Raw genomic sequence first — 26,579 nt, 5'->3', positions numbered from 1 at the left:
GCATGGTTGAAAAGCCGCGTTCGCAAGTTGTTACCCCAATCCTCAAGTTTACGAGAGGCGATGGAATCCGTTCTCAAGCAGGCAGCGTCCTAACAAGCATGAATACAGCTATAAAATCAAAAGTCAGTAGATTTTCGATGAAGGGTTTAACGACTTGGGCAAATTTTAAGTAGATATTTTTGACAGGTTGCTATAAATAATTAGGGATGACAAATAAAACCCATATTTATACCTAAGTGTTTACCACATTCTTCTGCCTTCCGTTTTGAGTGCTTACGTAGTTATACGGGTAAAGTTAAGAATAAGCATAGCTACTTAAAATTCTCTGAGTGAATTTGACAGCAGCGGTATGGTGTATTAGTCATAAAACGATCGCCTGCACCAGCATCAAAAGAAGTTAGCGATCGCATCGTTGAACCTTTTGGCCAGCAGCCCAGTCTAAAGTCTCGTCCATCAAACAGCGGTGAGTGGAGATGCAATCGGTGTCATCTGTACCAATCGATGCGCTAACCAACGATCAACCCAACGACAAGCGCGACACCGACGCCAACCTCATCAAGCGTTGCAAGGAAGGCGACACGCAGAGCTTTCGACAGCTTTATCTGCGTCATCAGCAGCGAGTCAGGTCAACTATTTATCAACTTTGTGGCACCTCATCCCTGGACGATTTAGTGCAAGAGGTCTTCCTTCGCGTCTGGAAAGGATTACCAAAGTTGAGGGAAACATCTCAATTTTCCACCTGGCTTTATCGCATCAGCTGGAATGTCGCCTCCGACCAGCGGCGACAGTTTGCACAAGCGTATTCCCAGAGGCAAACCCTGACAAATTCTCTGCCAGTCGAGCAGTCAGCTCCCGATTTGATGCACCTGCACTATCAGGATATTGTGCAGCGCGGACTCAATGAACTAAGTTTCGATCATCGCGTTGTACTGGTTTTGCACGACTTGGAAGACGTTCCGCAAAAAGAGGTAGCAACTATCTTGTCGATTCCAGTAGGTACAGTGAAGTCTCGCCTCTTCCATGCCAGAACGTTGATGCGGCAATTTTTCCAGCAACAAGGAGTCCAACTATGACTCAGTTTCCTAATGATGACAAACGTTTGGTAGAGTTTCTACGCCAAAACCAGGGTGATGTTCCAACGGCTGCACCAGGCTTAGAGAGCAAGATTATGCAGGCGGTGGCGTCTTCGCCTAGACAATCGCACAAGCGGCGGCAGATGTGGATTGTACCACCAGCGATCGCTGCTTGTCTGCTAGCGGCTGTAACAGGATATCTGATGCTGGTGCCTACCACAGCATCCGTTAAAACTGCCGAGTTAGAAGCATTTATGGAAAATAACTGGGATAGCGTCGTAGACGAAACCCCAGAGACATCCAAAAGCCAAGATGCAGAAGCCTCTTGGTGGCTTGCAGACAATAACAATTAATTAGTCAGTAGAAAATAACTGATAACTGACAACTCACAATTAACAACCAACCCTAACAAAGGATTTCATTTCCATGTCACTAAGTCGTGTTTCTCTTGTAGCCCTTCTCATGCTATCTGTAGGTAGCAGCACAGCTTTTGCCGCTCCTATGCTGTTACCCCAAACGGTCGCACAAACCCCCGGCGATACCAGTCCTCAACCGCAGCGTCGTAAAAATCGGGATTCGTTCCTGAAGGAACTTAATTTAACCCCGCAGCAAATGCAGCAGATGCAGGCAATGCAGGCTAGATACAAACCCCAGATTTCCCAACGCGCACAAGCCATGCGTCAAGCTAAGCAAGAACTGGCTTCGCTGATGAGCAGCACTACAGCTTCCACTAGCCAAATTACCGCTAAAAATCAGCAAGTTGAACAGTTGGCGCAGCAGATAAGACAGCTGAAGTTTGAAAGCATGATGGCGATGCGGGAAATTATGACTCCAGAGCAACGCACTAAGTTTGCCCAGCTGATGCAACAGCGTCGGCAAAATCACCAAAATCGCGCTGGAAAAAGAAACGCACAATAGGGGCTGGGGGCTGGGTATAGGGTAAGATTCTTCCCAATTCCCAATTCCCAATCCCCAATTCCCAATGACCAATTACATTTATCTACACGGATTTGCTTCTAGTCCGAAATCTGCAAAAGCTGAATATTTCTTACGTCGCTTCCAATCTCTAAATATTTCCCTAAAACTCCTCGACCTCAATCAAGGCGACTTTTCTCACTTGACAATAACACGACAAATAGAACAAGTTGCCGCCGAATTTCCTACAGATGAAACACCAGTAACTTTAATTGGTTCCAGTTTAGGCGGTTTAACTGCTGCACATACTTCACAAAAATATTTAAAAGTCAAACAATTAGTTTTATTAGCTCCAGCCTTTGGGTTTCTCTCCCACTGGTTGCCAAGATTAGGGGAAGAACAAGTGCAACGCTGGCAGGAGGAGAAGTATTTGCAGGTGTATCACTATGGAGACAAGCGATCGCTTCCTCTGCATTACAAGTTTGTCACCGACGCTTCCCAATATCTAGACGAACACCTACAACGGCCAATTCCCACCCTCATCCTACACGGGCGTTACGATGAAGTTATTCCGATCACAGCCAGCCGCGACTATGCAGCCTCACGCCCTTGGGTGGAATTAATCGAACTAGAAGACGATCACAGCTTGGGAAACGTCCTCTCTGAGATGTGGAAATTGATTCAAGCCTTCTGCCAGTTGTAGTAGGTTGGCCCCTTGGAACCTCACCCAACACTGAAACTTTCTTTTGACTGCACCCCAATTTATCGGGGAGTTTAGGCGATCGCATGAGTACCTAAAAAAATTAAACCCGCCACAAGAGAGGCGGGTTTATCAACGAAATGAACGGTCAGAATACTCAAACGAAAGACGAAAAGTTAATGACAACTAGGATTAATTTAACTTACTAGAGTGGGCTGAATTCGCAACGAACCTTTTTCTAACTTTGCGTCTCTTCCACCAATTCAGGCAGTAATTTTAGCTCTACGTCCAAAAACTCAAAAAAAGAAGCGAATGAGTTTGAACGCGATGCTAATTTGTATTGATAGCAACCAGATTCGGTGTTGCGTGGGATAAGAGCGGGAGGCACAGGCTCAAATCCGAAGTTTGTTATCGAAGTTTCGTACTTCGTTGTGCCTATATTTAAGTTACCACCTAATTTTGAATAAAAGCTCGATATTTAATAAAATTCATACTCCTTTATCTGATGCAACGATTTGAAAATGTTTGTTTATAAACTGAAGAATAAGGGCGGGTTTCAAACCCGCCCTTATTAGAAGAAAGTGCCTTTTAACGCTTACTGACCTGAGGAACTACCGCCTGATGTAGTGCCAGTTGTCCCACCAGTGGTAGAAGTGCCGCTTGGTGTGGTGCCAGTTGTCCCGCCAGTGGTAGAAGTGTCGCCTGGTGTGGTGCCAGTTGTCCCGCCAGTAGTGCTACCTGGTGTCGTAGTAGTTGTCCCGCCCGTGCTACCCGGTGTCGTAGTAGTGGTGCCGTTGGTGCTGCTACTACCTGGTGTCGTAGTAGTGGTGCCGTTGGTGCTGCTACCCGGTGTGGTAGTGGTGGTACCCCTGGTGCTGCTACTACCTGGTGTGGTGCCGTTGGTAGAAGTGCGACCTGGTGTGGTAGTGGTGGTGCGGTTGGTAGAAGTACCAGAAGTACCTGTTCGGTTTTGGCTTTGTGGTTGAGCAGGAGCTTCGTTAATAATTGTCGTGTTGTTTGGTCGAGCTGGTTGTTGGCTAGAAGGCGCAGGAGAAACGTTAACGTTAACATCCGGCGCTTTTTGAGCAGGTGGTGCTGCTTGTCGCTGAGGAACCGGAACTGGAACCGCTTTTTCCACAACTCTTTCTCTGATTATGGTGTTAGTTTCGGCTGGCTCTTGAGAAGCATCAGATGAACTCGAATTGGGTGCCGTTGAGTTCGGTGAAACTGAAGGCACAGGTGAAGCTGTAGGTACAGGTACAGGTACAATCTGAGCTGGTGGATTGTATTGTTCTACCTGATTATTTCGCTGGTTGAGGAGGAAGAGACTACCGAGGGTTAGACCCAGCAGAGAGGTAAGACCAATTCCTAGCAATAAGCCACGAGCAGCATTGTTATTATCGCGGACTTCTTGTACTTCATCTTGGCGGTGGTGTTCAGTAACCCGACCATGTACATAGCCATCCCGGTAGGAGTTCGCCTTGGCAGGATCTACGGTGTTATTTGTATGAACTGTTTTATTGGTGTGAACCTGACTGTTGGGGTCCGGGTTAACTTCATGGTTATCGTTATTGCGATTTTGTAAGTTAGACATGGTTACTACCAAAACTCCTGAATGAATAAATTTTTAAAACTTGTGTATTTTCAGTAGATGTGAGCAACATCTGATGTACTCCACCGCCGTTGCTTTACTTGATTTTTGATGCTTGACTCTTTGTTACTGCTTTGAGATGGAGTATCGTTGAGGGCAGGCACTATAAGCAGAGAATCTTCATTTTTGTGAGCTATAAAGAAGAGAGCGGCAACAAGAAAACTTATAATCGACGTGAGGCTAAGATTCATTAGCCCATTAATAACGGCATTGCTATTTTTATCAGCTAAGTAACTCCGTTCCTGAAAACGACGCTCAGAAGCTCGATTTTGAAGGTTGCTATTCCGGGAGGTAAACCGATGAGAATTAGCTTTTCCCTGATTGACCGATTCTGGCGTCTGATTTGTATCGGTTTTAGGGTAGTTGCACATGGGGAAAAGATCGAACTTGTAATTTAGCTGAGGACACAGAGAACACCCTGAAATTTGTAGGCGATCGCATTCGGCTAAGAAGTTATTTCACCTAGCTTTTTGTCCTGTAAGCTATAAGATATCCGCTGGAAACTACCAAATAGCTCTATCTGGAAAGGTATTATGTACTACACCCAAGGATTGACCTTCCTCAGTAGTTCCTTGGCGTTGTCAAGTTCTAACAACCTTTCAATGACCGATCTCTAGCGCAATAGAGCACTCCAGGTTGCGGGGCCAACAACACCGTCGGCGGTTAGCTTAAATCTCTGTTGAGCGGCTATGACGGCTGCTTGGGTAGAAGCATCAAAGACACCATTGACTGCTCTTCTGTAAAGGCCAAGGGTTCGCAATCGCTGTTGCAATGTGGTGACGGCGGGGCCTTGCATTCCCACTCGGAGAATGGGAAAGTCAGTAGCGGATCTGGTAGCCTGGCTTACCCGTGCTTGTGGAGTGGGGCGGGGTGTTGGCTGACGGTTGGGGGTTCTGGTGGTTCTGGTAGGCGTTGTCTGACGCTGGGGGACTCTAACTGCCGGACGGGGAGTTGGTGTTGGGGTAGGAGTGGCGGCGGCTGTTGTTGTGGTTGGGACAGGAAAAGATGCGGCTCCTGTGGTTGATGTGGGTGCTGGTGTTGGGGCGGGTGTCGTTGCTGCTACTGTTGCTGACGGTGGGGTGGTAGGAAATAAGCGTCTCCAGGTTTCTGCACCAACGACTCCATCAGGCTTTAATCCTGCTGCTTGCTGAAACCGGGAGACTGCGATCGCTGTACTATCTCCATACACGCCATTCACTTCGCCAGTATAGTAACCCAAGAGTTTAAGAACTGCCTGGAGTTCACTCACTTCACCACCTTGGCTTCCAGTTTTTAAGTTTGGGCGGTTGATTGCTGTAGGCGTTGTCTGGGCAAAAGAAGGCAAATTGTTAAAGCCAAAGGGCAAAAGTAAAAAGGCAAAAGGCAAAAGAAATAATTTTTTCATCGTCACTTTTTCCTCTTTACTTTTCCTTTTTAAGGTTGAATTTCTATCTTTTCAGATGGGCCAACTAGCGATACGTAAGGTTCTATGAAGTATTGGGAAGCCGCTGTTTGCGCCATTTCTGGGGTGACACTGGTAATTTTTTCCTGAAACTGGGTGTCAAACTCTATTCCCAATCCTAAAATTTCGTACCAGCCGAAAACCTGGGCAATTTGGGAATTTGTTTGTTTGCCTAGAGCGTACTGACCGAGCAGTTTGTTCTTGGCAGATTGCAGTTCCGTGTCGCTCAGTTGAGTGGTGCAAAGTCGTTCCACTTCGGTTCGCAAGCCTTCATAAGCGATCGCAGTGTTTTCCGGTGCCGTACCCATATATACTACAAACTGCGACGTTTCTAACCGTGTGGGAAAAAAAGCTGACACATCGTAAGCCAATCCTCGCTTTTCCCGCAGTTCTACAAACAATCGGCTGGAAAGACCGTTACCCAGGTAAGTATTCAGCAATTTCAGGGCTGAATAGTCGGTTTCTTTCACTGATGGGGCTATGTGTCCCAACATTACAATTGATTGCTGCGTCTCTTGCGGAGTTTTTGCCCAGTGGGGTTGGGGGGTAATTTTGGGTAGAGTTAGGGTAGGCAAGGGTGTTGGGGGAGCTTGCCAATCTCCAAACACTTGATTAACCAAATCTACCGCATCTTCTGGGCTTAAGCGGCCTACTAAACTAATTACGATGTTATCGGGGCGGAAATAAGTTTGATGGTAGCTCTGGAGGTGGGCGCGATTTAGCCCAGACATAGTGGCTTCTGTTCCCAGGCTGGATAAGGCGTAGGGATGATCTTGATACATCGCCTGTCGCAACTGGTCAAAAGCAATTGTAAACGGCTGCTCCTGCTGGGAACGAATATCTTGCAAGGCGAGACGGCGTTCCAGTTCCACTTCCGCTTCAGGGAAAGTAGGCGATCGCATAATTTGCCCCGCCAGACTTAACATATCGGCAAAGTCTGCGGAAACTGTCTTGAGACTGAGTAAAAAATAATCCGCAGCCGCATCAGTACCTAAACTGGCTCCGACCGACTCCACTCGCTCAGCAATTTCCAGGGAAGAAAGTTTTTCAGTCCCTTTGGTGATTACTGCTGCTAACAGGTGAGATACTCCAGCCTCTTCTCGTGCTTCCCAAGCCCCTCCAGCCCGCACAAAAATGCGTCCGGCAATGATATCAGCCGCTGGATTCTCTACTGTAATTAATACGATGCCATTATCTAAAACGGTGCGATGAATATTTGGATGAACAAGCGATCGCGTCACACTTTGAGCCATTGGTAATTGAAGGATTGCTAATTAAAGTATGGCTAATTGCTAGTTGCCAATTGCCACCTCTATTCACGCTAACAGGCTTTGAGGCTTGTGACTGCATATCGATAGGGTGAGAGATACTGCTGCGCTAGTTGCTGGAGTTGGCAACTCTCAAAAGACTGAATTTTCTCTGGATAGGTGACTGCTAGTTCAGCAGCGGCGATGGTGTTGTAGTAACCATATAAGCCTGCTAGTTGGCTGGGTGTCTCTGTAGAAAAAGCATAGTCATTACACAGCAGGCGCTTACAGCGAGCAACTTCTGCCTCCGAAACAGGTCTATTCTGCAACTCGGAGATCGCATCGCCAATGAGTGCTTCGACTCGATCTAAATTCTCTGGCTCTAAGTAAGCACTAATTGTAAACAAACTTGAGTCTTGCTGAAGCGAGAAACTACTACTAATGTGCTGCACTAATTGTTGTTCTTCGCGCAAGTTTCTTACTAAGCGGGAAGTTCGCCCTTCTGACAACAGTACGGCTAGCAAATCTAAACCACAAGCGCTTTGCAGCTGATCTACACCTGGCCCCGTCCATGCCATCATTAGACGTGCCTGCTCTAGCCTAGGTAAGTAGAATTCCTGGCGGCGAATGTCGATTATCGGAGGTTCGGCTTCAGCTAGGTTTAGGGGACAAGCAAGCGGGGAACAGAAGTGTTGGAATGACCGATTTATCAGTTCTAGTGCTGGTTCTTTGGCAACTCCGCCGATAATTACCACGGTCATGTTTTCGGGTTGGTAATGGGAACGGTGGAAGCAGCGCATCTCGTCAGGCGATCGCTCCATCAGTATTTCTTCCGTTCCCAAAACCGGGCGTCCGTAAGGGTGACGCTGGTAAATGCTTTCTGTTAGTGCTTGGAATCCTAGAAAATCCGGATTGTCGTATGTCTGGCGGATTTCCTCTAAAACTACATCCCGTTCCCGCTCAAATTCTAAATCGGGGATGGCGGCGTTTAAGAGAATTTCTGCTAGTGCAGGCAGAGTGTCTTCTAAATACTGCGCTGCTGTGGTAATGAAAAAATGTGCATAGTCGTGGCTTGTCGCAGCGTTTGTCATCCCGCCGCGACTTTCTATTACATGGTCAAATACACCAGGCGGTAGCCTATCGGTGCCTTTGAAAATCATGTGTTCCAGAAAGTGCGCCATTCCCAACCACTCTTGGGGTTCTCGCGTCGCACCTGCTTTAACCCAAACATCTACCACCACTACCGGGGTGGCTGGTAGATGTTGATGAATCACGGTTAAACCGTTGTCCAGCGTTACTACATCAGCTGGGAATTGTGAAGTCTTTAATAGTTGTAACAAACTCTTTTATCTCTAACCCAAGTTAGATGCGCTTTAAATTACCTTATCTTTATCCCAACACAAATATTAAAGTGTGTTGATCCAGAGGTTAAATCTCTGTAGTTATGTATTAACAATTATGAGGAATCCCTCACAATTTCTGTAGCTAGTTATACAAAAATCCCCTTATCGTGAAGACAAGGGGATTTAATTTTTTAAGTTCACCGCAACGCCGTCTTACCTCAGTTTATGACCTGGTGAAAACCAGGTGGGTACCGTGGCTCTGGCTTAAAGTTTCCGGGTACTTGCCCGGTCTACTGCTGCCAGAACACTTTGGTTCCCTTAAGAACAAAGCATAGTCAAAAAACGTTATTGGCAGTCACCAACGCCGCAGTAGAACTTTTTTTATTGTAGCAGGGGAAAGGGTAAATAAGAGAAGGCAGGCAGAGCCTCGCTTTCGTGGTTGTTAGGGACAGCCTGGGATTGAGTTGAGCTGGGGGTTCCCGGCTTTAGATCAGCGCTGTTGGGGGTACCAGATGGACTCGATGGTTTGCGCGATCGCTTCTGCTTCTGCTCTATTGGCTGTATCTAGCAAAACTGTAACATGACCCAACTTGCGACCGGGGCGGGATTCGGTTTTGCCGTACCAGTGGAGGTGAGAAGCGGGTAAGTCGGCTAGTTGTTGCCGTTTGGCAAAATAATCATTCTGGGAATACTCGTAACCGAGTAAGTTTACCATGACGGCACCAGCGCTCTTGAGGGCGGGATTGCCCAATGGTAAACCACAAACGGCTCTTAGATGCTGCTCAAACTGGGATGTAACAGAAGCATCCAGGGTGAAGTGTCCGGAATTGTGAGTGCGGGGAGCAATTTCATTTACCAACACTTTACCGTCATTGGTCAAGAATAGCTCAATGCCGAAGATGCCAACGGCTTGTAGACTGTTTAGCAAAGAGTGCGCGATCGCATTTACCTCTTCCTCCACTGCTAAACTAATCTCAGCTGGCACCAAAACGCGATGACAAACTTGGTCTTCCTGCTGGGTTTCCACAACTGGATAAACAACAATTTCCCCATCCAGAGAACGCGCCGCCATCACAGCCAATTCTCGCTCAAAGGGGACAAATTCTTCTAACAAAACTGGCGCATATTTGAGCTTTTGCCAAGTTGACTGCAAAGCTTCACTATCTTTAATAATGAAAGTTCCTTGACCGTCGTAACCGTGGCGGCGGGTTTTCAGAACCAGAGGAAAATCCAACTGCGGAAGATTCAGTGGTTGAGGGAATGATTTAGTCAGATTTAATTCATCATTCCCAACTTCTCCCTCAAGCGTCATAAAACTGGGAGTTGGTAAGCCGATATCCTCTAAATAACAACGCTGATCGTATTTATCTAACAGGGGAGCTAATACTTCCAACCCAGGACGAAAAGATATACCTTGTTGTGCCAATTGCCTCAAGGCTGGAAGATTAATAAACTCATTTTCAAAGGTAATTACATCGCAGCGATTCGCCAACTCAAGTGTAGCGGCGGCATCATCAATTGCAGCAAAAATCGTAGAATCAGCAATTTCCACAGCCGGATCTATCGCATGGGGAGTTTGCACTACTAATTTCACCCCCAAGGACTCAGATGCACCAGCCATCATCCAAGCTAATTGTCCGCCGCCAATTACACCTACCCGTTTCATCGACACCCCAAAGAATCGCGAGTTGCAACGCCTGTTTTAGAATTGACACCAGATGCTTTGGCACAGAGTTCTTTTATTTGCGCTCTATTCAAAATCGCATCAGAAAAGTCTGCGCCAGTAATATTTACATCATCAAAAATCGTCCGTAATAAGATACTTTCCACTAAAACGGCATCGCTTAAATCAGAGCCGATTAATTTTACCTGATCTACCATCGCATGAGTTAAATCTGCCCCGTGTAAATTAACATTTGTCATCACAGAGGCACTAAAAATTGCTCCCCGCAAATCAGCACCCTCAAAGTTAGCTAGTTCCATATTAGCGTTGGAAAATTCAGCTACTTCTAGGGTTTGACCGGAAAAATCCCTTCCTTTGAGTTCCGCGTTGCTAAACGACAAGGGAGGAGGATAATCTGATGCTTGTGCTGGTAATGCCCAGATTAAGAGAATTATTGCCAGTAAGAATGCTGCTAGTTGGCGAAGGTTCATAAAAAAGTGCTGAGTGTTAACAATAATTGTAGGGTAGGGCGATCGCTATATTTCCCGCCTATAGCAGTCGTATTTCATTTGTATGTCGCGAAACCCATCAAATCCCTTCCCTTGTTGGGTTTCGTTTCTATTTGAAATGTAGAGACGCGAAATGCAAGTGTCTCTACTGGAAACGAAGCGCCCAGACGCGGAGGAAGAGGAAAGAAGGAATTTCATAAATAAATTAGGATTGCTACATCAGTTTCCAGATTGGGGGGAAAGGGTTAAAATTTTGAGAGTTAGTTTCAACTAAAGCTTATGCCATATTTTTTGGTAACTTGGCTGATTACAGCGATCGCGCTGGTGATTACAACTTATATTGTCCCTGGTTTTGCGGTCAAAACTTTTGTTGATGCCCTTATTGCTGCGATTGTTTTGGGGTTAGCGAATGCAATTGTCAAACCTCTATTGGTACTTTTGACATTGCCCCTGACGCTGGTAACTCTGGGGCTATTTCTATTTGTTGTGAACGCACTTACTCTTTGGCTGGTAGCATATCTTACGCCTGGTTTTGTAATTACAAATTTATTGTCTGCTTTGGTGGGTTCAATTGTGTTGACTGTGGTGGCTAGTGGGCTGAACTTTTTGTTCAACAGAGCCGCCCAATAAGTTAACAATTTTCGTTATCAAATCCCAAGTAACCGCGTGGGGTAATCATCCAGTCGGCGTGGGTGCGGGTGCTTTGATTACCAATTAACACGGTAGTCAACATATCGATTGACATGGTGAGCAATTTGTCAAGTGTCGTCAGAGCAATTTGTTCGTCTTGTCGATAGGCAGATTTGACAATTGCTACAGGTGTTTTGGGGTCGCGGTATTGCAGAAAGATTTCTGTAGCTGTGGCAATTTGTTGGGTGCGAGTTTGCGATCGCGGGTTATACAAAGCTGTGACAAAATCAGCTTGGGCCGCTGCTTTTAATCTCTTCTCAATCACTTCCCAGGGTGTCAGCAAGTCGCTTAAACTAATCGCGCAGAAGTCGTGCATCAAAGGCGCACCAACGCGGGAGGCGGCTGCTTGTAAGGCGGTGATCCCTGGAAAAACTTGAACTCCGGGAGTTTTGCCATCCCAGCCTTTGGCTTGCAATTCTTCCAGCACTAACCCCGCCATACCATAAATACCGCAGTCGCCAGAGGAGACAACCGCTACAGTTAATCCCCAGTTGGCTAATTCAATCGCCCTTTCGGCGCGTTGACGTTCTTGGGTAATCGGTAAAGCTTCTACAATTTGTCCAGGGCGCAAAAGTGGGGTGATTAAGTCGATGTAGAGAGAGTAACCAATGACTGCATCGGCTTGAGAAATGGCTGTTTGGGCGGCTGGAGTCATCTGATCTAATTTTCCTGGCCCAGTACCAATTAGGAATAAACAGCCTGTGCGTCCAGTGTATTCTAAGTTGGATTGCGCGATCGCTACCGTTACCGCCCCCGGTTGCCCTTCCAATCTAAAAATTTGTTTGGGAACCAGTAGTTTACTAACTTCAGGAAAACGGGCTTCTCCAGCTGCATATATTGCTGCTGCTTCGGCGACGCTGGGAGTTCCAACTTCTGCTTCTACAACATTTGAAGGGTTGGGAACTGTAACTGAACGTAGTATTTCAGCCCGAAAGGTTCGCAAAGGTAAATTGCGATCGCGACAAAATTCCACTAGCCCAACTTCATCGGCTTTGAGATCAATTGTACCGATACCTGCGATCGCGCCAATAGCCAAGTGATTCTTCCGAAAAACTTGCTCAATTGCTGTTTCAATTAACTTTCTAGACGTTCCCCGTTCGCAACCAATTCCTACCCATAAAACTCTAGGATGCCATTGTACTTTCGGTAAATCTGATTCGTTTGAGAATTGTCGCTGTGTGGAACTGATCCAGATTCTCGCTTTGGGTGAAACTGATTCTTCTTTATGTGCGGCGGTATATTCCGGAAATCCGAAATAAAACGGATGTTGGGGTAGATGATTTTGCCACAAGGTAGATCCAGCTTCTTGAATGACTTGAACGAGTTCGCCTCTTGCAACAGCTGCACTAACTTCTGTCCAATCTCCCTCGCCGCGACTCCAGCCAAAGGGAACTCCGAGTATATCAACACCTGGTAATTTTAATGCAGATGATGCGCCCGTTAAAACTGGAGTTGCACCAATAGAGTGCGCGATCGCTCTTGCCAATTGATCGGCTTTTCCCTGATGACCACTGCACAAACTAATAACAAATTTACCATTTTCATCCAACACCACCACCGCCGGATCGCGGGATTTATCCTGTAACAAAGGTGCAATCAGTCGCACCACCGCCCCTGCTGCTAAACAGAAAATAAACGCCTGATGTTGATGCCAAATTTCGGTTAAATGGTCTTTCAGAGAACCGTGATAAACCTGTAGAGACGTTGAATGCAACGCCTCTACATTGGTTAAGGAATTCGGTATCCAAAGGGTTGCGCCAGCCGTCTGAGTTAGAGGCTGTAATATTTTGGCGGCGCTGGGGGTAGTGGCGATCGCAGCTATCGGCTGAAACTCGCGCCAAACTAATACCATCTATATTTCTTCGTCCTCTTCCTCGTCAAAATCTTCATCGTCTTCGTCGAAATCTTCATCGAAATCTTCATCGTCTTCGTCGAAATCTTCGTCCAAATCTTCATCATCCTCTTCGTCTGGCGAAATGTTTTCTATTCTCAGAACATCAGCCTTTACCGGGATGCCTTCCTTGAAAAAGTAAGGTTTCTTAGTCAAAATGTCTTTGGTTTCGTCGAATTCGGTGACACTTCCGATTGTCTCCCACTCGGAATAAACAAGGTTGGTCATATAATAGCCGTCGATAATATAGGAGTAATTTACATTAGTCAAACGCGAATCGGGCAACAAAGCGAGCGCGTGGGACTGTTGACCAGTTGAATGCTGGATAAATGAGGCTTTACGAGCATTGTGACAAACAGACATAAAAACCCCCACAAAACCTGAAATTGTAGCTTAGGCAACTATCAAGACACTAATAAACCTTAAAAGCTGAGAATTAGCTTATTTTTATAAATTTTTTATCTTTGCCGCCAATATCGCCTATTTTACGGTTAATTACCAAGGGTTACAATTAGCCTTAATGTCGGTTCTCAAGTTCTGGCTAATAGTTAAAGTCAGTTTTAACTGATTAAAGACTTTTTCAAAGTTTTAACTTGTTTTAACGGCTGTAGAGACGCTTTTATTTCACCAAGACTTACGCAGTTAATTAGTGAATGCCTGATTCTGTCGTAGGGGCATGGCATTGCCATGCCCCTACAGCGTATTGACGTGCGTAAGCCCTATTCACGTCTCTACAATCTTGTGCTATTCCCTAACCACCAACCTGAATATTAACGGTTGAAGGCTGATGACTAATCGCTGGTGTCTGAGTGCTAACCACAGGCACTCCATGCAACATCGTTGTGCGGGTGACGGAACTGTTAGCTAAACTAAACAGCGGATTAGAAAGAATTCCGGCTACAGATGTCGCTATTAACGACAGTACCAAAGTCACTTGTAAAGGACGCATTCCTGGTAAATTCCAGCGAATTTCTGGATAGTTCTTCACAGCTTCGGACATTTCTTGTGGTTCCTTGACTACCATCATCCTCACAACGCGGATGTAGTAGTAAATGGAGACGACGCTAGTAACTAAACCTAGCAATACTAAGCCGTAAGCACCAGCTTTCCAAGCTGCCCAGAACAGGTAAATTTTACCGAAGAAGCCAGCTAGAGGCGGAATTCCTCCCAAAGAAAGTAAGCAAATGCTTAAAACTAGCGTCAAGAGCGGATCTTTTTGATACAGTCCTGAGTATTCGCTAATTTGGTCGGTACCTGTGCGGAGGCTGAATAGAATCACACACGCGAAGCCGCCCAGGTTCATGAACAGGTATACCAACAGGTAAAAAACCATGCTAGAGTAACCTGCTTCGGTTCCGGTAATTAAACCGATCATTACGAAGCCAGCTTGGGCGATGGAAGAGTAGGCGAGTAGCCGCTTCATGCTGGTTTGGGTGAGGGCGACGACGTTACCCAAAACCATGCTCAAAACTGCGAGGGCGGTGAAAACAAAGTGCCATTGTTCGGTGATCAGGGGGAAGGCTGTCACCATTAGGCGAATCGCGAGGGCGAAACCAGCGGCTTTGGAACCGACTGAGAGGAAGGCGACAACAGGCGTTGGCGAACCTTCATAAACGTCTGGTGTCCACTGGTGGAAGGGAACAGCGGAAATTTTGAAGGCGATACCCGCGATCGCAAATACCAAAGCTATGACTAACCCAAAGGATAAATCTGTGCTGGCGTTGGCCATTGCTGTAGCGATCGCGCTTAATTCTGTCTCTCCTCCGGATAATCCGTATAGCAGCGACAGACCGTAGAGGAATATCGCGGAACTGGAAGCCCCAATCAGCAGATACTTTAACGCTGCTTCGTTGGAACGGGGATCGCGCTTCATGTATCCCGTCATCAAGTAAGAGGAGATACTGAGGGTTTCCAGAGAGACGAAAATCATCACCAGTTCATTCGCACCTGAGAGGAACATTCCCCCCAGGGTTGCGCTGATCATAATGCCGATAAATTCTGCCAAAGATGTGCCACTCTGCTCAATGTAGCGGATGGACATCAAAATGGTGACGGCACAAGACAGGGCAATAATACCGCGAAATACTACGCTCAGGGCATCTGAGTTAAAGCCGCCGAGGAAAGAGACGGTGTTGGTGTTATCCCATTGATAGTACAGGGCTACGATAGCGGAGAGTAACCCTGCGATTGCTATGTAAGGTGTGACGCGGGAGGATGTCCGCCCTACAATCAAGTCAACCACTAGAACTGCTAAGAGGGTGACAATTACAATCCCCTCTGGCAATATTGTCCCAGCATTCAGCTGGGCTGCAAGTTCAGCAAAACTCATGAGTTATATAGGTTTTGGGTATCAGGCTTATTGTCTGGGACTCTTAATTATTATTGCGTCTCTGGCTGAGGTCTGCTCTAGTTTTTTTTGGGTGGACTGCCAAGACCCTCTCAGAGGTATCTTGTAGAGACGCAAGCGATCGCATCTGGAGAGGGTGTTTAATGAAACACTAAAATAAGTCAAATAAGCGTTAATAAATTCAGAAAATTTATCCCAGGTAAACAGCAATTGTGCAGTCTTGGTGGACTGTTACGGATGAGGAATTGATCCTCATCAGTTCTAAAAATCCCGATTCGCAACTTGAGCGCAATGCTGACGGCACATTGGTAATTATGCCACCAACCGGAGAAATTTCCGGTAATCGAGAGGCAAAAGCCGGAGCTTATCTGGTGAGTTGGCTAGAAAGTCACGATTTAGGCGAGGTTTTTGGCCCCAGTACAGACTTCAAAGCAAATACAGCTATTAAATCGCCGGATGCTGCTTTTGTCGCTAGGGGAAGATTAGCAGAAGATTAGGATGAGCAAGAAGATAGATTTTTAAATTTAGCTCCCGATTTTGCGATAGAAATTCGTTCTAAAGCCGACAGTTTAGAAACGCTTCAGGCAAAAATGCGAGAGTACATTGATAATGGGGTGCGATTGGGATGGTTGTGTGACCGCCAGAATCAGCAAGCTTGGGTTTATCGGGCGGATGGCTCGGTGGCGCAGTATCTCGCTACAGCCGTTTTAAATGGTGAGGATGTGGTGATTCGATTTACTTTAGCTGTGAGAAGTTTGTTGTAAGCGCGATCGCGTTTGGCGAAATCAACCTCCCTTTGAAGTTCATAAATTGAACTGCTAGTAATACCTTTAATCCAGTTATCAAAGTACCCTCTATTTTGATTTCAGGAATTTATTGGTTTTTAATAAATTGAAATTCCCAGCTAATCAAATTGTTTTTGAAAGCACCAGCTTTGCGATCGCTCTCCACTTTAGGCGATAAACTGGAATTAGCACTTCTTGCTCTAGCGTAAGTTTCTCAATCTTAATCTGCGACATATCTCCACCCTTTAGGCTCATATTCCCGCTGAATTCGCACCATCCAACCGCCTTGAGGAATAGAGATAGCGTTATGCTCCTCGTGGGTTAAAGTTGCTGTCTCAGAAAGGACGCGCAGATACAGTGTGCCATTTTCCTCGTAGAGTTCAGCTTGTCCGTCACTGATCCGGTGCTTGTGTCCAGTCACCTCGCCTTCCGCTAAAGTCAGGTGAGACAGCTTTTGTCCCTGGGTTTGGTCAACCCAAAGTAAAATTACATCGCCTTGTCGAATCGGTTGCATCGCTTATGCTCCTACTGCTAGGCGCGTTTGGCCTATATGTTGGCATCATGTTGGCATCCATTCTGGCACAGGATAGAAAGTCGTCAAGGTCGCCATTAAGATTCCATATAAGTTAAACATTGAGATAGCTTTAAATTAAGTCTGGCGACGCGAGGGCATATGCCGCTCTTTTTGCGAACCACCGCCAGTCTTAAAACCTTCTCCAGGCAAGCTTTACCCGCGCTCCGTCAGGCTTGAGTCTGTGGGCGCATCCCTTGACATTTGGCATAAATTAATTTAATAAGACTGTTCAGCCCAGCTGCTATTCCGGAAGTTCCCATGTCAACCCTCGTCATCGTCGAATCCCCCACCAAAGCACGCACCATCAGTAAATTTCTGCCCTCCACCTACCGCGTCGAGGCGTCGATGGGTCATGTGCGCGACCTTCCCCAATCTGGTAAAGAAATTCCCGAAGCTTACAAAGGGGAAAAATGGGCGCAGCTAGGGGTAAATGTGGATGCCGATTTTGAACCCCTGTATGTTGTCCCCAGCGATAAAAAGAAGATAGTCACTACCCTAAAAAACGCCTTGAAAGAGGCTGATGAATTGGTGCTGGCAACTGACGAAGACCGCGAAGGCGAAAGCATATCCTGGCATTTATTGCAACTGCTGAAGCCGAAGGTTCCCATTAAGCGCATGGTGTTTCACGAAATCACCAAAGAAGCCATCCGCGATGCTTTGAAAAACTGCCGCAGTATTGATGAGCAGGTGGTACGCGCTCAAGAAACACGGCGGATTCTCGACCGATTGGTAGGTTATACCCTGTCGCCGCTGCTGTGGAAGAAAATCTCTTATGGGTTATCGGCGGGACGGGTGCAGTCTGTGGCGGTGCGGTTGTTGGTGAGCCGAGAACGCCAGCGTCGCGCTTTCCGCCAAGGTACTTATTGGGATCTGAAGGCAACTTTAAGCAAAGATAAGACACCTTTTGAGGCGCGGCTTGTTAACTTTAGAGGAATTAGAGTCGCTACGGGAAGCGATTTTGATGAAGCTACAGGACAAATTGTTGCTGGTCGCAATGTGGTTTTGCTCTCGGAAGCGGAAGCCAGAAGCTTAGAAGCGGGACTGGCTGATAAAACTTGGACAGTGGCTGATTTGGAAGAAAAACCAGTTACTCGCAAACCTTCGCCACCGTTTACCACTTCGACGCTGCAACAGGAGGCTAACCGAAAACTGCACCTGTCGGCGCGGGATACAATGCGGACTGCTCAAAGTTTGTACGAGCAGGGGTATATTACCTATATGCGGACGGATTCGGTGCATTTGTCTGGGCAAGCGATCGCAGCTGCTCGGAGTTGTGTCGAGAAAATGTACGGTAAGGAGTATCTCAGTCCGGAACCCCGCCAGTACACCACCAAAAGCAAAGGTGCACAGGAAGCACACGAAGCCATCCGTCCTGCTGGTGCCACTTTCCGCACTCCTGATGAAACTGGTTTGAGTGGTCGGGAAAAAGCTCTCTACGACCTGATTTGGAAGCGCACTGTCGCTACTCAGATGGCAGACTCGCGCCAAACTCAAATTACTGTGCAGTTGCAAGTTGAAGACGCGGGTTTTCGCGCTAGTGGCAAACGGATTGATTTCTATGGCTTTTTACGCGCCTATGTGGAAGGTTCCGACGATCCAGAGGCAGCACTGGAAAACATGGAAGTAATTTTACCTTCTCTGAAAAAAGGCGATCGCCCAAACTGCACTAAGCTAGAATCCATCGGTCACGAAACTCAACCGCCCGCACGATACACCGAAGCTTCCCTGGTAAAAACCTTAGAAAGCGAAGGGATTGGTCGTCCTAGCACCTACGCCAGCATCATTGGCACGATTATCGACCGGGGCTATGCTCAGATGAATGGTAACGCCCTAGTTCCCACCTTCACCGCTTTTGCTGTCACTGCGCTGCTAGAAAAATACTTTCCCGACTTGGTGAATACCAGCTTCACTTCCAAGATGGAGCAAACCCTGGATGAAATCTCGACTGGGGAAGCTAAATGGTTGCCATATCTGAAAAAGTTCTACTTGGGAGACCAGGGTCTGGCAACCCAAGTTAAGGAACGGGAAAACGAGATCGATGCTACAGATGCCCGTACTATCGAATTAGACGATCTCGGTGGCGCGAAAGTCCGGATTGGTCAATATGGGCCTTACATTGAGGCTGAGAATGGCTCTGAAGCAGTGAAAGCCTCAATTCCCAAGGATCTTACCCCGTCAGACATTAATGCCGATTTAGTCGAGACGCTGCTACAGCAGAAAACCGAAGGCCCCGACAAAGTAGGCTTGCATCCGGAAACTGGGGAACCGATTTATGTGCTAATTGGCACCTATGGACCCTATGTCCAGCTAGGCGATGCTACTGAGGAAAACAAAAAACCCAAACGCGCCTCCCTGCCTAAAGGTGTCAACATTGAAGATGTCACCTTAGACATGGCGGTAGGTTTGCTGTCTTTGCCGCGTAATTTGGGGATTAACCCAGCTACAGGCGGCAAAGTCCAAGCAGGTTTGGGGCGTTTTGGCCCTTACGTTGTCCACGACCAAGGCAAGGAGGGGAAAGAATACCGCTCTTTGAAAGCTGGAGATGATGTATTGACAATTGGGCTAGAACGTGCAGTAGAGCTACTGTCGGAGCCGAAAAAGGGACGCGGCGGCACTCGCAGCAAGTCTAAGGCACCCTTACGGGAACTGGGTACTCACCCAGCAGACAATGAACCAGTGAATATCTACGATGGCCCCTATGGTGCTTATGTGAAACATGGCAAAGTAAATGCTTCGCTTCCAGAAGGGGAAACAGTGGAAAATATAACGCTCGAAACTGCACTGAAAGCTTTAGCAGAAAAGGCAGGTTCGACGAAAACCACTCGCAAGTCAACGGCTAAGAGTGGAACTACTAAGAAAACCACAACTACGAAGAAGACTACATCTACTACCAAGAAAAAATCTTCCTAGTAGAATTGATGCGATCGCTCTTTGAAAGCGATCGCATCGGCTGTTTCACAGTATCAGTAGTCATAGAAATTTACCTTTGGTAATTGGTGGATTTTTTCCCAATTGTAGAGACGTATACAACGTCTCTACAATATCCCAATATCAATTATCTAATGGGCTAAATCTGGGAAAACCTCCTGCACAGCAGGATGCACTAACCGATGATTCTGTACATTCACACCCCTCGCCAAAGCCGGGTCTGATTCTAATGCTTTCAGTCCTTGATTCGCCAATTTCAAGACATAGGGTAAGGTACTATTATTAAGTGCCTGAGTTGCAGTCCAGGGAACTGCTCCCGGCATATTAGGAACGCCGTAATGAACAACACCCTCATCTATATATGTAGGATTAGTGTGAGAAGTAGGGCGCAGCGTCTCCACACATCCGCCTTGGTCTACAGCCACATCTACAATTACCGAACCGGGAAGCATCTGTTTTACTAAACTTCTCGCTACGAGGATGGGGGCGCGACGACCTAAGACTAAAACTGCACCAATAAGTAAGTCGGCTTCTCTGACAACGGCTTCAATTTGCAAAGAGTTACTATAGAGCAGTTCAACTCTGGAACCAAAGAGGGTTTCTAAATAAGCTAAACGCTCGACATTGACATCCAAAATCTGCACATGAGCGCCTACACCTACCGCCATCCTTGCGGCTTCTGTACCAACGACGCCGCCTCCTAAAATTACGACTTTACCAGGACGAACGCCGGGAACGCCGCCTAAGAGAACTCCGCGACCTCCTTGCTGGCGTTCGAGAAATCTTGCCCCAAATTGGACGGCGAGGCGACCAGCAATGATACTCATGGGGGTGAGGAGAGGCAGAGTTTTTTTGTCTGGTATTTCTACGGTTTCGTAAGCGATCGCGCAAACTCCACTATCAATCAAATTCTCGGTTAAAGTCCGATCTGCTGCTAAGTGTAAATAAGTAAACAGCAGCTGCTCTTTCTGGATAAACTCGTACTCGTGCTTGAGTGGTTCTTTCACCTTAACTACGAGTTCTCGATTCCAAGCGTCCTTAGCTTGGGAGACAATTTTCGCCCCAGCAAGAATAAAATCTTCATCGGTGAAGCCAGCACCAACACCAGCGCCACTTTCCACAAATACTGCATGACCATTTTCATACAGCACCCGGACGCTGCTAGGACTTAACCCGACTCGAAATTCTTGATCTTTAGTTTCCTTTGGAACGCCAATTTCCATTTCTCACCTCGATGATTAGCTTTGTTATTATCGACCGTATCTACAACTAATATCTATTAGTTGCACATTGGAAAAGTTACTCTATAAAGGTATAGAGAGTTTAAGTTTTACTTTTCTTCTTTAACTGAATTTGTGTGTATTTGTCTCTAGGCAAAGAGTGAAGTTTTTCTCTCCTATTCGGGAGAAGCCCTTTAAGAAGGCTGCTATAACAATTATAATTGAGTTATAAAAGTTCCAATTTACACCAAAGTCGGTAACTTTATCAAAACCAGGTTTCTTTGGCTTCACAAAGCATAAAGGAATTGCTATATTTTATCGAAAGCATTTAAAACTCAAAACGGAAAATCTCAAAATTCCGTTGCAAATGAAGTGGCTGCCCCACCCAAAGCAAGCTAAGGCATGGTCATCACAGAAGTTTATGAGATTTCCTGCTTTCCCATTGACTCAAGGACTAGCACCTTTAAAATATATTAAGGATTGTAAAATACTCTAGAAGCATCAAGACGTAAGGATTGCCAAACTATGACCCAACTTCAACCCACCGTCACTCCCAAGCTGGAGCAGCCAAAGTTTGGCTTTAATGATTACGCAGAGCGCTTGAATGGTCGAGCGGCAATGATTGGCTTTCTGCTGATGGTGATTATCGAATACGTCACCGGGAAAGGTGTACTATCCTGGCTGGGCTTGCAATAATCAGGAATCTTGACTTTAGGGCTGAGGAATGAGGAAGAAGATAAGCGATAGGATGTGTCTTATTCACTCAGCACTCAGTCCGCGATAGAAGCGCCGTGAGAGCTATTATGGCTCAGTCTGGGAGCAACCGATGTGTAATGCTTGTTTTCTAACTTCAGGCTCCTGGCTGCTAGATGAGATAACCTGAAATTAGAATAAATACTATAGGGAATAGAGTAAGTCGTGATGAATGCTTTGATGCCTAGATTTTTGAAGTCAGCTTACCGTAAAGAACCAATTACCAGTTTTATTGTCATTGTTGGTGCCGTAGATGCAGTGATTGGCGGAGTGGATCAAAGCTGGTCATTGCTGACCTTTGGAGTGGCGATGGTGGGGATAGCGATCGCTCTGCGGTGGTGGCAGCAGCAGCAGCAGGAAGTTGAACCCCAACCCCAAAAAGCACAACGCTATCTCCCCGCTTCTTCCCCCCGGACTGCTTTACCTACACTGAGTGCATCTAAACACAATCCACCCCGGTAAAGACTTTGTAAGCAGAATACAAGAATGATAGCCAGTTCTACTTCAGGTAAATGGCTGAAAATTGGTGAAGTTGCAGATCGTAGTGGTCTTTCGGTGAAAACTATTCGCTACTACGAAGATATTGGGCTATTGTCCCCAGTGGTGAAACGAACAGAATCCGGCTATCGACTGTTTAGTAGCGAGATAATTAATCGGCTGGCGTTCATCAAGCGATCGCAATCTCTCGGACTCAGTTTGGGCGAGATACAAGAAATTTTAACTGTCCACGATGAGGGTGAGTTGCCTTGTGGTGCATTAAAACAGCATCTGCTTTCTAAAGTAGACGCGATCGCTTCTCAAATTGAATCCCTCGAAATCCTCAAAGCTGAACTACAAGGGTTACTCTCTGGTTGGCAAGACCGTCCACCCGCTCACCGCATCGATCAGACTATTTGCCCCAATATTCAAGATTAAAGGCAAAACAAACAAGGTAGAAAATCAGAATGAAAAAGGAAAAGTGCCAAAATTTAAAGTTACGTACATCGAAAAAAATAGAAAACCGTAATTTTATTTACACTTTTCTCTTTTTCCCTACTTTTATCTTTTGCCTTTTACCTTTCGCCTTTTTTCAAGTTAAGGCTCAGACTGAAATTCCCCAGGTTCTGCCGTCTGAAACTTCAGACACCTCACTACCTCAAGCCTGGAAAAATGTGCAGCTCATCCGCACACTCAAAGGTCACTCCACAACTGTTGAATCCTTAGCCTTCAGTCCTGATGGGACAATTCTTATTAGTGGGGGCAGTGACAATGAGGGCAGAATTAGATTTTGGTGGTTGAAAACAGGAAGGCAAGTTTCTAGCCTCCGGGCGCATCGTCGGGCAGTTCTTGCCCTAAAATTTAGCCCCGATGGAGAAACATTGACCAGTTCTAGTAATGACTCTTCACTCAATTTTTGGAACTGGAAAACTGGAAAATATACTCGTACCTTTTTAGACCATACGAGTAATATTTTGTCAACAGCAATCACGCCAGATAATGAAATTCTGGTAACAGGTGCTTTGGATGGAATTAGAGCATGGAATCTGAAGACACAGCGCCCTATATATACTTTGGTGCGGTTTGATAACCAAACCTACGCTGTAGCGGCTAGTTCGCAAGGAGATATCCTTGCAAGTGGGGGTAGAAACCCAGTAATTAAGCTGTGGAACATCAAGACTGGAAGCTCCATTGGTTCAATTCCGGGGCATTCTGGTGCAATCAGCACCCTGGCATTTGACCCTAGAGGTAATATTTTGGTCAGTGGCAGTTATGACCGCACAATTAAAGTTTGGAATTTAATAACTGCGCGATCGCTCTACACGCTTTCAGGACATACAGGCTTGATTCGGGCTATTGCCATCCATCCTTCGGGAGAAATGCTTGCCAGTGCCAGTCGTGATGGTGTCCGCTTGTGGAATTTGAGAACTGGTGAGCTAATAGCTTTACTTGTAGGACATTCAGACTGGGTGAACTCGGTAGCTTTTAGTCCTGATGGAAGCACCCTTGCGACTGGCGGTTTTGATAGAACAATTAAAATTTGGCAAGTTCCCGGCACACAAACCGATACTCAAGTAGGTAAATAGATTGTTTAACCTCATCCCGCGCCAGCGATTGTAAAGGAAGCCGAGGCGATTGACTTAGATTTCTTAATTGAAGATATGCCTAAAATTCTGGGTTCGATGAAGATGGGGAGCGATCGCATCCGCGAAATTGTCTTATCGTTGCGTAACTTCTCCCGTCTGGATGAAGCCGAAATGAAGGCAGTAGATATCCATCAAGGCATTGATAACACTCTGCTGATCTTGCAAAATCGCCTAAAAGCAAGGGTCAGCTATCCCGCGATTGAAGTTGTTAAAGAGTATGGCAACTTACCTCACGTAGAATGCTACCCTGGACAGCTTAATCAGGTATTTATGAACATCCTGAACAATGCGATTGATGCTCTCGAAGCGCTGGAAGGGTTAGACGAGCCGGAAGCAAACCTTCCAGCTTTCCCACGTTTGAATTCGCAGATTCGGATTTCTACCGAAGTTCGAGATAAAAATCACGTAACGATTAAGATTCAGGACAATGGTTCAGGAATGACAGAGCAAATAAAAGCCCGCTTATTTGACCCCTTCTTTACCACCAAACCTGTCGGAAAAGGTACTGGCTTGGGATTATCTATCAGTTATCAAATTGTGGTTGATAAACATGGCGGCGTTTTGAAGTGTTTCTCAGAACCAGCAAAAGGAACTGAGTTTTTAATTGCCATCCCAATTTGCCAACGCCAATAGTGAACAAAAATTTTCATCCAACGCTTGTTCGTGCGAGAGTGCATGAACCTATCACACAAAAAAACAGAGGGAAGTTAACCTTCCCTCTGTTTGATTTTTTGTTGTTTTCAGCTTCGCCTTGGTCTTTTAGCTTTTTCCGGAGCATCTGCTGTTGCTTTTTCAATTGTCTAGCTCTTGCAGACCCGCCTTTACCTTTGTCGTTTCTCCCCTGTTTGCGAGGAGATTCCCAGCTTTTTAGTCTCATGGTTATAACCCCTAATCCAACATCTGATACCCGCAGCCCCCTTAGAAAGGGGGCTTCTAAAATTGAATAGTGGGCAGGGAGAGAATCGAACTCTCACAACCTTGCGGTCGTCAGATTTTGAGTCTGATGCGTCTACCAGTTTCGCCACCCGCCCTTGGGTTTAGCTTTATCATTATAGCCTATTGAATGCTGCTCTAGCAAGTTTTGGTATTCTTGGCTACTTGCCCAGCGATCAATTTCTCTAGCCCGTAAAACTGGGACTGGGTGGGAGAGTTGGGCTGTTTGGGCTGATTTGAGCATTTCACCTAGCTGGTTGTTGCTGATATCGTCGTAAGCTTTGGCTTGGGCTAAAAATGCCTCTAGGTTTAGTTGAGGCGCGATCGCGGGTGAACCTCCCGCAAGTTTCATTAAAACGGAACTCACTACTCTGGGGTTTTGGGTGGCTAGTAGTGCAGCGCGATCGCAGGTAAACTCCGCACATCGCAACCACTCCATCATCTGCGATCGCACGCTTTCAGCTACTACACTCCCCCAAGTGGGAATTAATCCCGCCGCTAACACGATAATATTCAACGGCGTCAGGTAAACCCCATGTTCGCACTTGAGGTGTCCCAATTCATGGGCAATTACTGCCTGAATTTCTTCCTGTGTCAGCATATCAATTAACGAGGTATGCAACACGATAAACGGTTGCTTGCCTCGCATGGCAAATGTGTAGGCGTTTGGCGCTGGATGCTGGCGTACATACAGTTGCGGGGGTTCGAGATCCAGAATCTGGCAAGCTTCTAACAGCAGTTTATGCAGATGCGGCAGCTGTTGAGGCCCGACTAGCACTCCCGCTGCTATATTTTCTAGGTAAAAAACTTGTTCTGCTAGCGGCCCCAGCAGATTCCGCACTAGCATATCCAACCCCGGCACCTGTTTCAAGGCTGTGGTTGCCTCCAAATCCAGCGGATGGCGGAACTTGTCTGCGGAAAGACCAATTAACGGTGTCTTTGTTGGCAACATGGAGACAATCTCAAAAAATAAGGATTTTATGTGGTGCTGTTCTGGTTCAAGGCTTTGGTTATTGCCCCTAGAACAGGTAATCCTCAATTAGTATAGCGAGGGATCAGGGATCTAGGGTTTTCGTTGCTGTTGTCTGCCTTCACGGTGACAATTTGTTGTAATTTTTTATACCTATTTTTATACCGTACATGGTATATTTAGATAATGGAAATCTGTACTTTGGCAAGAAATACACAAATTTCTATTATTTTAAAAATCGTTTTTAAGTAAATAATATCATTAAAATAGAGGAAAAAGATAGCTGTTTTTTCAAAGAGAAGAAAGTAAAAAAACAGCTTGATTTAATGAGAGTAGAATTAGGCAAATAACCAATTTTTGACTTTAGTTAAACTATCCCAGTCAGGTTTTCTGGAAAAGCCATCGGCGATACTTTCTTCAACGTCTTCGCGTAATTCAGCTTCAAGCGCGATCGCACGCCCAGCGACTTCAACGTGTTGGCGGACACCCTTTTTTCCAGTTTCGAGCATAGCGATCGCCAAGTTAATCCGAGCTTGAGGATCGGAGGGATTCAACTTGACAGCTTTTTGAGCAGCTTTGGCAGCCAAAGATGGGTTGTTATCCAACAAATATAACCAAGACAGACAAACCCACGCAGCATTTGTTTTAGGGGAGCGATCGCAAATTTCCTTAAAGACAGGAATCAAAGTATCCGGGCCTTCACCCGCTTTATAGCGTTCCAGTCCGATATCGAAAAGGTCGTTAACTTGCTCGGTCATTTTAAAAAGGCAATCAAGTAAAAAGTAATTCGTACTTGGGGACTGGGAAGAGGAAAAATTTGCAT

At 46.2% G+C, this 26,579-nt stretch carries 25 protein-coding genes, 1 tRNA gene, 1 other RNA gene and 2 pseudogenes; 12 read left to right on the top strand and 17 right to left on the bottom strand.

The window, feature by feature from the left end:
• Window positions 1-473: 473 nt before the first annotated feature.
• The 4 genes from H6F66_RS21250 (at window position 474) to H6F66_RS21235 (ending at window position 2,691) form a co-directional block, all read left to right on the top strand.
• The gene (locus H6F66_RS21250) at window positions 474-1,073 is read left to right on the top strand and encodes a sigma-70 family RNA polymerase sigma factor (protein ID WP_190425052.1); all 600 of its coding nucleotides are present in this window, start codon (window positions 474-476) and stop codon (window positions 1,071-1,073) included.
• On the top strand, window positions 1,070-1,426 hold the full coding sequence (locus H6F66_RS21245) for a hypothetical protein (RefSeq protein ID WP_190425049.1): 357 nt from the start codon (window positions 1,070-1,072) through the stop codon (window positions 1,424-1,426). The genes H6F66_RS21250 and H6F66_RS21245 overlap by 4 nt, the downstream gene beginning before the upstream one ends.
• A 73-nt stretch (window positions 1,427-1,499) precedes the next feature.
• On the top strand, window positions 1,500-1,991 hold the full coding sequence (locus H6F66_RS21240) for a periplasmic heavy metal sensor (RefSeq protein ID WP_190425045.1): 492 nt from the start codon (window positions 1,500-1,502) through the stop codon (window positions 1,989-1,991).
• A 64-nt stretch (window positions 1,992-2,055) separates the two neighbouring features.
• A complete protein-coding gene (locus tag H6F66_RS21235; protein ID WP_190425042.1) occupies window positions 2,056-2,691 on the top strand; it encodes a YqiA/YcfP family alpha/beta fold hydrolase in 636 nt (211 codons plus the stop codon).
• 592 nt (window positions 2,692-3,283) lie between these two features.
• Here the strand turns inward: H6F66_RS21235 and H6F66_RS21230 are convergent.
• The 8 genes from H6F66_RS21230 to H6F66_RS21195 form a co-directional block, all read right to left on the bottom strand.
• Complete coding sequence (locus H6F66_RS21230) at window positions 3,284-4,282, bottom strand: hypothetical protein (RefSeq protein WP_190425040.1); 999 nt, start codon at window positions 4,280-4,282, stop codon at window positions 3,284-3,286.
• A gap of 50 nt (window positions 4,283-4,332) precedes the next feature.
• Entirely contained in the window at window positions 4,333-4,710 is a 378-nt protein-coding gene (locus tag H6F66_RS21225; protein WP_190425037.1) for a hypothetical protein, read from the bottom strand.
• Window positions 4,711-4,952: 242 nt separating this feature from the next.
• Window positions 4,953-5,723 carry a peptidoglycan-binding domain-containing protein gene (locus H6F66_RS21220; protein WP_190425035.1) on the bottom strand — a complete coding sequence of 257 codons (771 nt, stop codon included), beginning with the start codon at window positions 5,721-5,723 and terminating at the stop codon, window positions 4,953-4,955.
• Between the two features lie 29 nt (window positions 5,724-5,752).
• Window positions 5,753-7,033: a pitrilysin family protein gene (locus H6F66_RS21215; protein WP_190425033.1), complete on the bottom strand. Its 1,281-nt coding sequence runs from the start codon at window positions 7,031-7,033 to the stop codon at window positions 5,753-5,755.
• 68 nt (window positions 7,034-7,101) lie between these two features.
• The gene (locus H6F66_RS21210; RefSeq protein WP_190425031.1) at window positions 7,102-8,367 is read right to left on the bottom strand and encodes a pitrilysin family protein; all 1,266 of its coding nucleotides are present in this window, start codon (window positions 8,365-8,367) and stop codon (window positions 7,102-7,104) included.
• 196 nt (window positions 8,368-8,563) lie between these two features.
• Window positions 8,564-8,746, bottom strand: a non-coding RNA gene (gene ssrS / locus H6F66_RS21205) — 6S RNA.
• Between the two features lie 114 nt (window positions 8,747-8,860).
• A complete protein-coding gene (locus H6F66_RS21200) occupies window positions 8,861-10,036 on the bottom strand; it encodes a 5-(carboxyamino)imidazole ribonucleotide synthase (protein ID WP_190425028.1) in 1,176 nt (391 codons plus the stop codon).
• On the bottom strand, window positions 10,033-10,524 hold the full coding sequence (locus tag H6F66_RS21195; protein WP_190425025.1) for a pentapeptide repeat-containing protein: 492 nt from the start codon (window positions 10,522-10,524) through the stop codon (window positions 10,033-10,035). The genes H6F66_RS21200 and H6F66_RS21195 overlap by 4 nt, the downstream gene beginning before the upstream one ends.
• A 297-nt stretch (window positions 10,525-10,821) precedes the next feature.
• Between H6F66_RS21195 and H6F66_RS21190 the strand changes: the two genes are divergently transcribed.
• On the top strand, window positions 10,822-11,172 hold the full coding sequence (locus H6F66_RS21190) for a phage holin family protein (protein ID WP_190425022.1): 351 nt from the start codon (window positions 10,822-10,824) through the stop codon (window positions 11,170-11,172).
• A 1-nt stretch (window position 11,173) separates the two neighbouring features.
• Here H6F66_RS21190 and cobJ read toward each other — a convergent pair whose 3' ends face one another.
• The 3 genes from cobJ to H6F66_RS21175 form a co-directional block, all read right to left on the bottom strand.
• Complete coding sequence (cobJ, locus tag H6F66_RS21185; RefSeq protein WP_190425019.1) at window positions 11,174-13,084, bottom strand: precorrin-3B C(17)-methyltransferase; 1,911 nt, start codon at window positions 13,082-13,084, stop codon at window positions 11,174-11,176.
• Complete coding sequence (locus tag H6F66_RS21180) at window positions 13,085-13,351, bottom strand: hypothetical protein (protein WP_190425016.1); 267 nt, start codon at window positions 13,349-13,351, stop codon at window positions 13,085-13,087. It abuts the gene before it with no gap.
• Window positions 13,352-13,874: 523 nt separating this feature from the next.
• The gene (locus H6F66_RS21175; protein ID WP_190425014.1) at window positions 13,875-15,452 is read right to left on the bottom strand and encodes an NAD(P)H-quinone oxidoreductase subunit N; all 1,578 of its coding nucleotides are present in this window, start codon (window positions 15,450-15,452) and stop codon (window positions 13,875-13,877) included.
• Window positions 15,453-15,679: 227 nt separating this feature from the next.
• Between H6F66_RS21175 and H6F66_RS21170 the strand changes: the two are divergent.
• A pseudogene (locus tag H6F66_RS21170) lies at window positions 15,680-16,234 on the top strand (Uma2 family endonuclease).
• A gap of 241 nt (window positions 16,235-16,475) precedes the next feature.
• On the opposite strand, the gene H6F66_RS21165 reads toward H6F66_RS21170, so the two are convergent.
• On the bottom strand, window positions 16,476-16,769 hold the full coding sequence (locus H6F66_RS21165) for a hypothetical protein (protein WP_190425011.1): 294 nt from the start codon (window positions 16,767-16,769) through the stop codon (window positions 16,476-16,478).
• Between the two features lie 318 nt (window positions 16,770-17,087).
• Between H6F66_RS21165 and topA the strand changes: the two genes are divergently transcribed.
• A complete protein-coding gene (gene topA, locus H6F66_RS21160; protein ID WP_190425008.1) occupies window positions 17,088-19,739 on the top strand; it encodes a type I DNA topoisomerase in 2,652 nt (883 codons plus the stop codon).
• 149 nt (window positions 19,740-19,888) lie between these two features.
• Here the strand turns inward: topA and ald are convergent, their stop codons facing one another.
• Complete coding sequence (gene ald / locus H6F66_RS21155; RefSeq protein WP_190425005.1) at window positions 19,889-20,980, bottom strand: alanine dehydrogenase; 1,092 nt, start codon at window positions 20,978-20,980, stop codon at window positions 19,889-19,891.
• Between the two features lie 522 nt (window positions 20,981-21,502).
• On the opposite strand from ald, the gene H6F66_RS21150 reads away from it, so the two are divergent.
• The 5 genes and pseudogenes from H6F66_RS21150 to H6F66_RS21130 all read left to right on the top strand — a co-directional run.
• Window positions 21,503-21,673, top strand: a complete 171-nt coding sequence (locus H6F66_RS21150; RefSeq protein ID WP_190425002.1) for a chlorophyll a/b-binding protein — start codon at window positions 21,503-21,505, stop codon at window positions 21,671-21,673.
• 225 nt (window positions 21,674-21,898) lie between these two features.
• Entirely contained in the window at window positions 21,899-22,192 is a 294-nt protein-coding gene (locus tag H6F66_RS21145) for a hypothetical protein (protein ID WP_190425065.1), read from the top strand.
• 24 nt (window positions 22,193-22,216) lie between these two features.
• A complete protein-coding gene (locus H6F66_RS21140) occupies window positions 22,217-22,645 on the top strand; it encodes a heavy metal-responsive transcriptional regulator (protein ID WP_190424999.1) in 429 nt (142 codons plus the stop codon).
• 29 nt (window positions 22,646-22,674) lie between these two features.
• On the top strand, window positions 22,675-23,793 hold the full coding sequence (locus H6F66_RS21135) for a WD40 repeat domain-containing protein (protein ID WP_190424996.1): 1,119 nt from the start codon (window positions 22,675-22,677) through the stop codon (window positions 23,791-23,793).
• 33 nt (window positions 23,794-23,826) lie between these two features.
• A pseudogene (locus H6F66_RS21130) lies at window positions 23,827-24,486 on the top strand (ATP-binding protein); the annotation flags it as partial.
• Between the two features lie 13 nt (window positions 24,487-24,499).
• On the opposite strand, the gene H6F66_RS29490 reads toward H6F66_RS21130, so the two are convergent.
• The 4 genes from H6F66_RS29490 to H6F66_RS21115 all read right to left on the bottom strand — a co-directional run bounded on the left by H6F66_RS29490 (window position 24,500) and on the right by H6F66_RS21115 (window position 26,514).
• Window positions 24,500-24,730: a hypothetical protein gene (locus tag H6F66_RS29490; RefSeq protein WP_347269414.1), complete on the bottom strand. Its 231-nt coding sequence runs from the start codon at window positions 24,728-24,730 to the stop codon at window positions 24,500-24,502.
• Window positions 24,731-24,800: 70 nt separating this feature from the next.
• Window positions 24,801-24,884 (bottom strand) — tRNA-Leu (locus H6F66_RS21125).
• Entirely contained in the window at window positions 24,863-25,738 is an 876-nt protein-coding gene (locus H6F66_RS21120) for a M48 family metallopeptidase (RefSeq protein ID WP_190424990.1), read from the bottom strand. Before H6F66_RS21120 ends, H6F66_RS21125 begins: the two co-directional genes overlap by 22 nt.
• Window positions 25,739-26,094: 356 nt before the next feature.
• Window positions 26,095-26,514, bottom strand: a complete 420-nt coding sequence (locus H6F66_RS21115) for a tetratricopeptide repeat protein (RefSeq protein ID WP_190424987.1) — start codon at window positions 26,512-26,514, stop codon at window positions 26,095-26,097.
• Window positions 26,515-26,579 lie beyond the last annotated feature (65 nt).

Source organism: Trichocoleus sp. FACHB-6, assembly GCF_014695815.1.
Taxonomy (GTDB): domain Bacteria; phylum Cyanobacteriota; class Cyanobacteriia; order Cyanobacteriales; family FACHB-T130; genus Funiculus; species Funiculus sociatus.
This window is presented reverse-complemented; position numbering and strand designations above follow the sequence as displayed.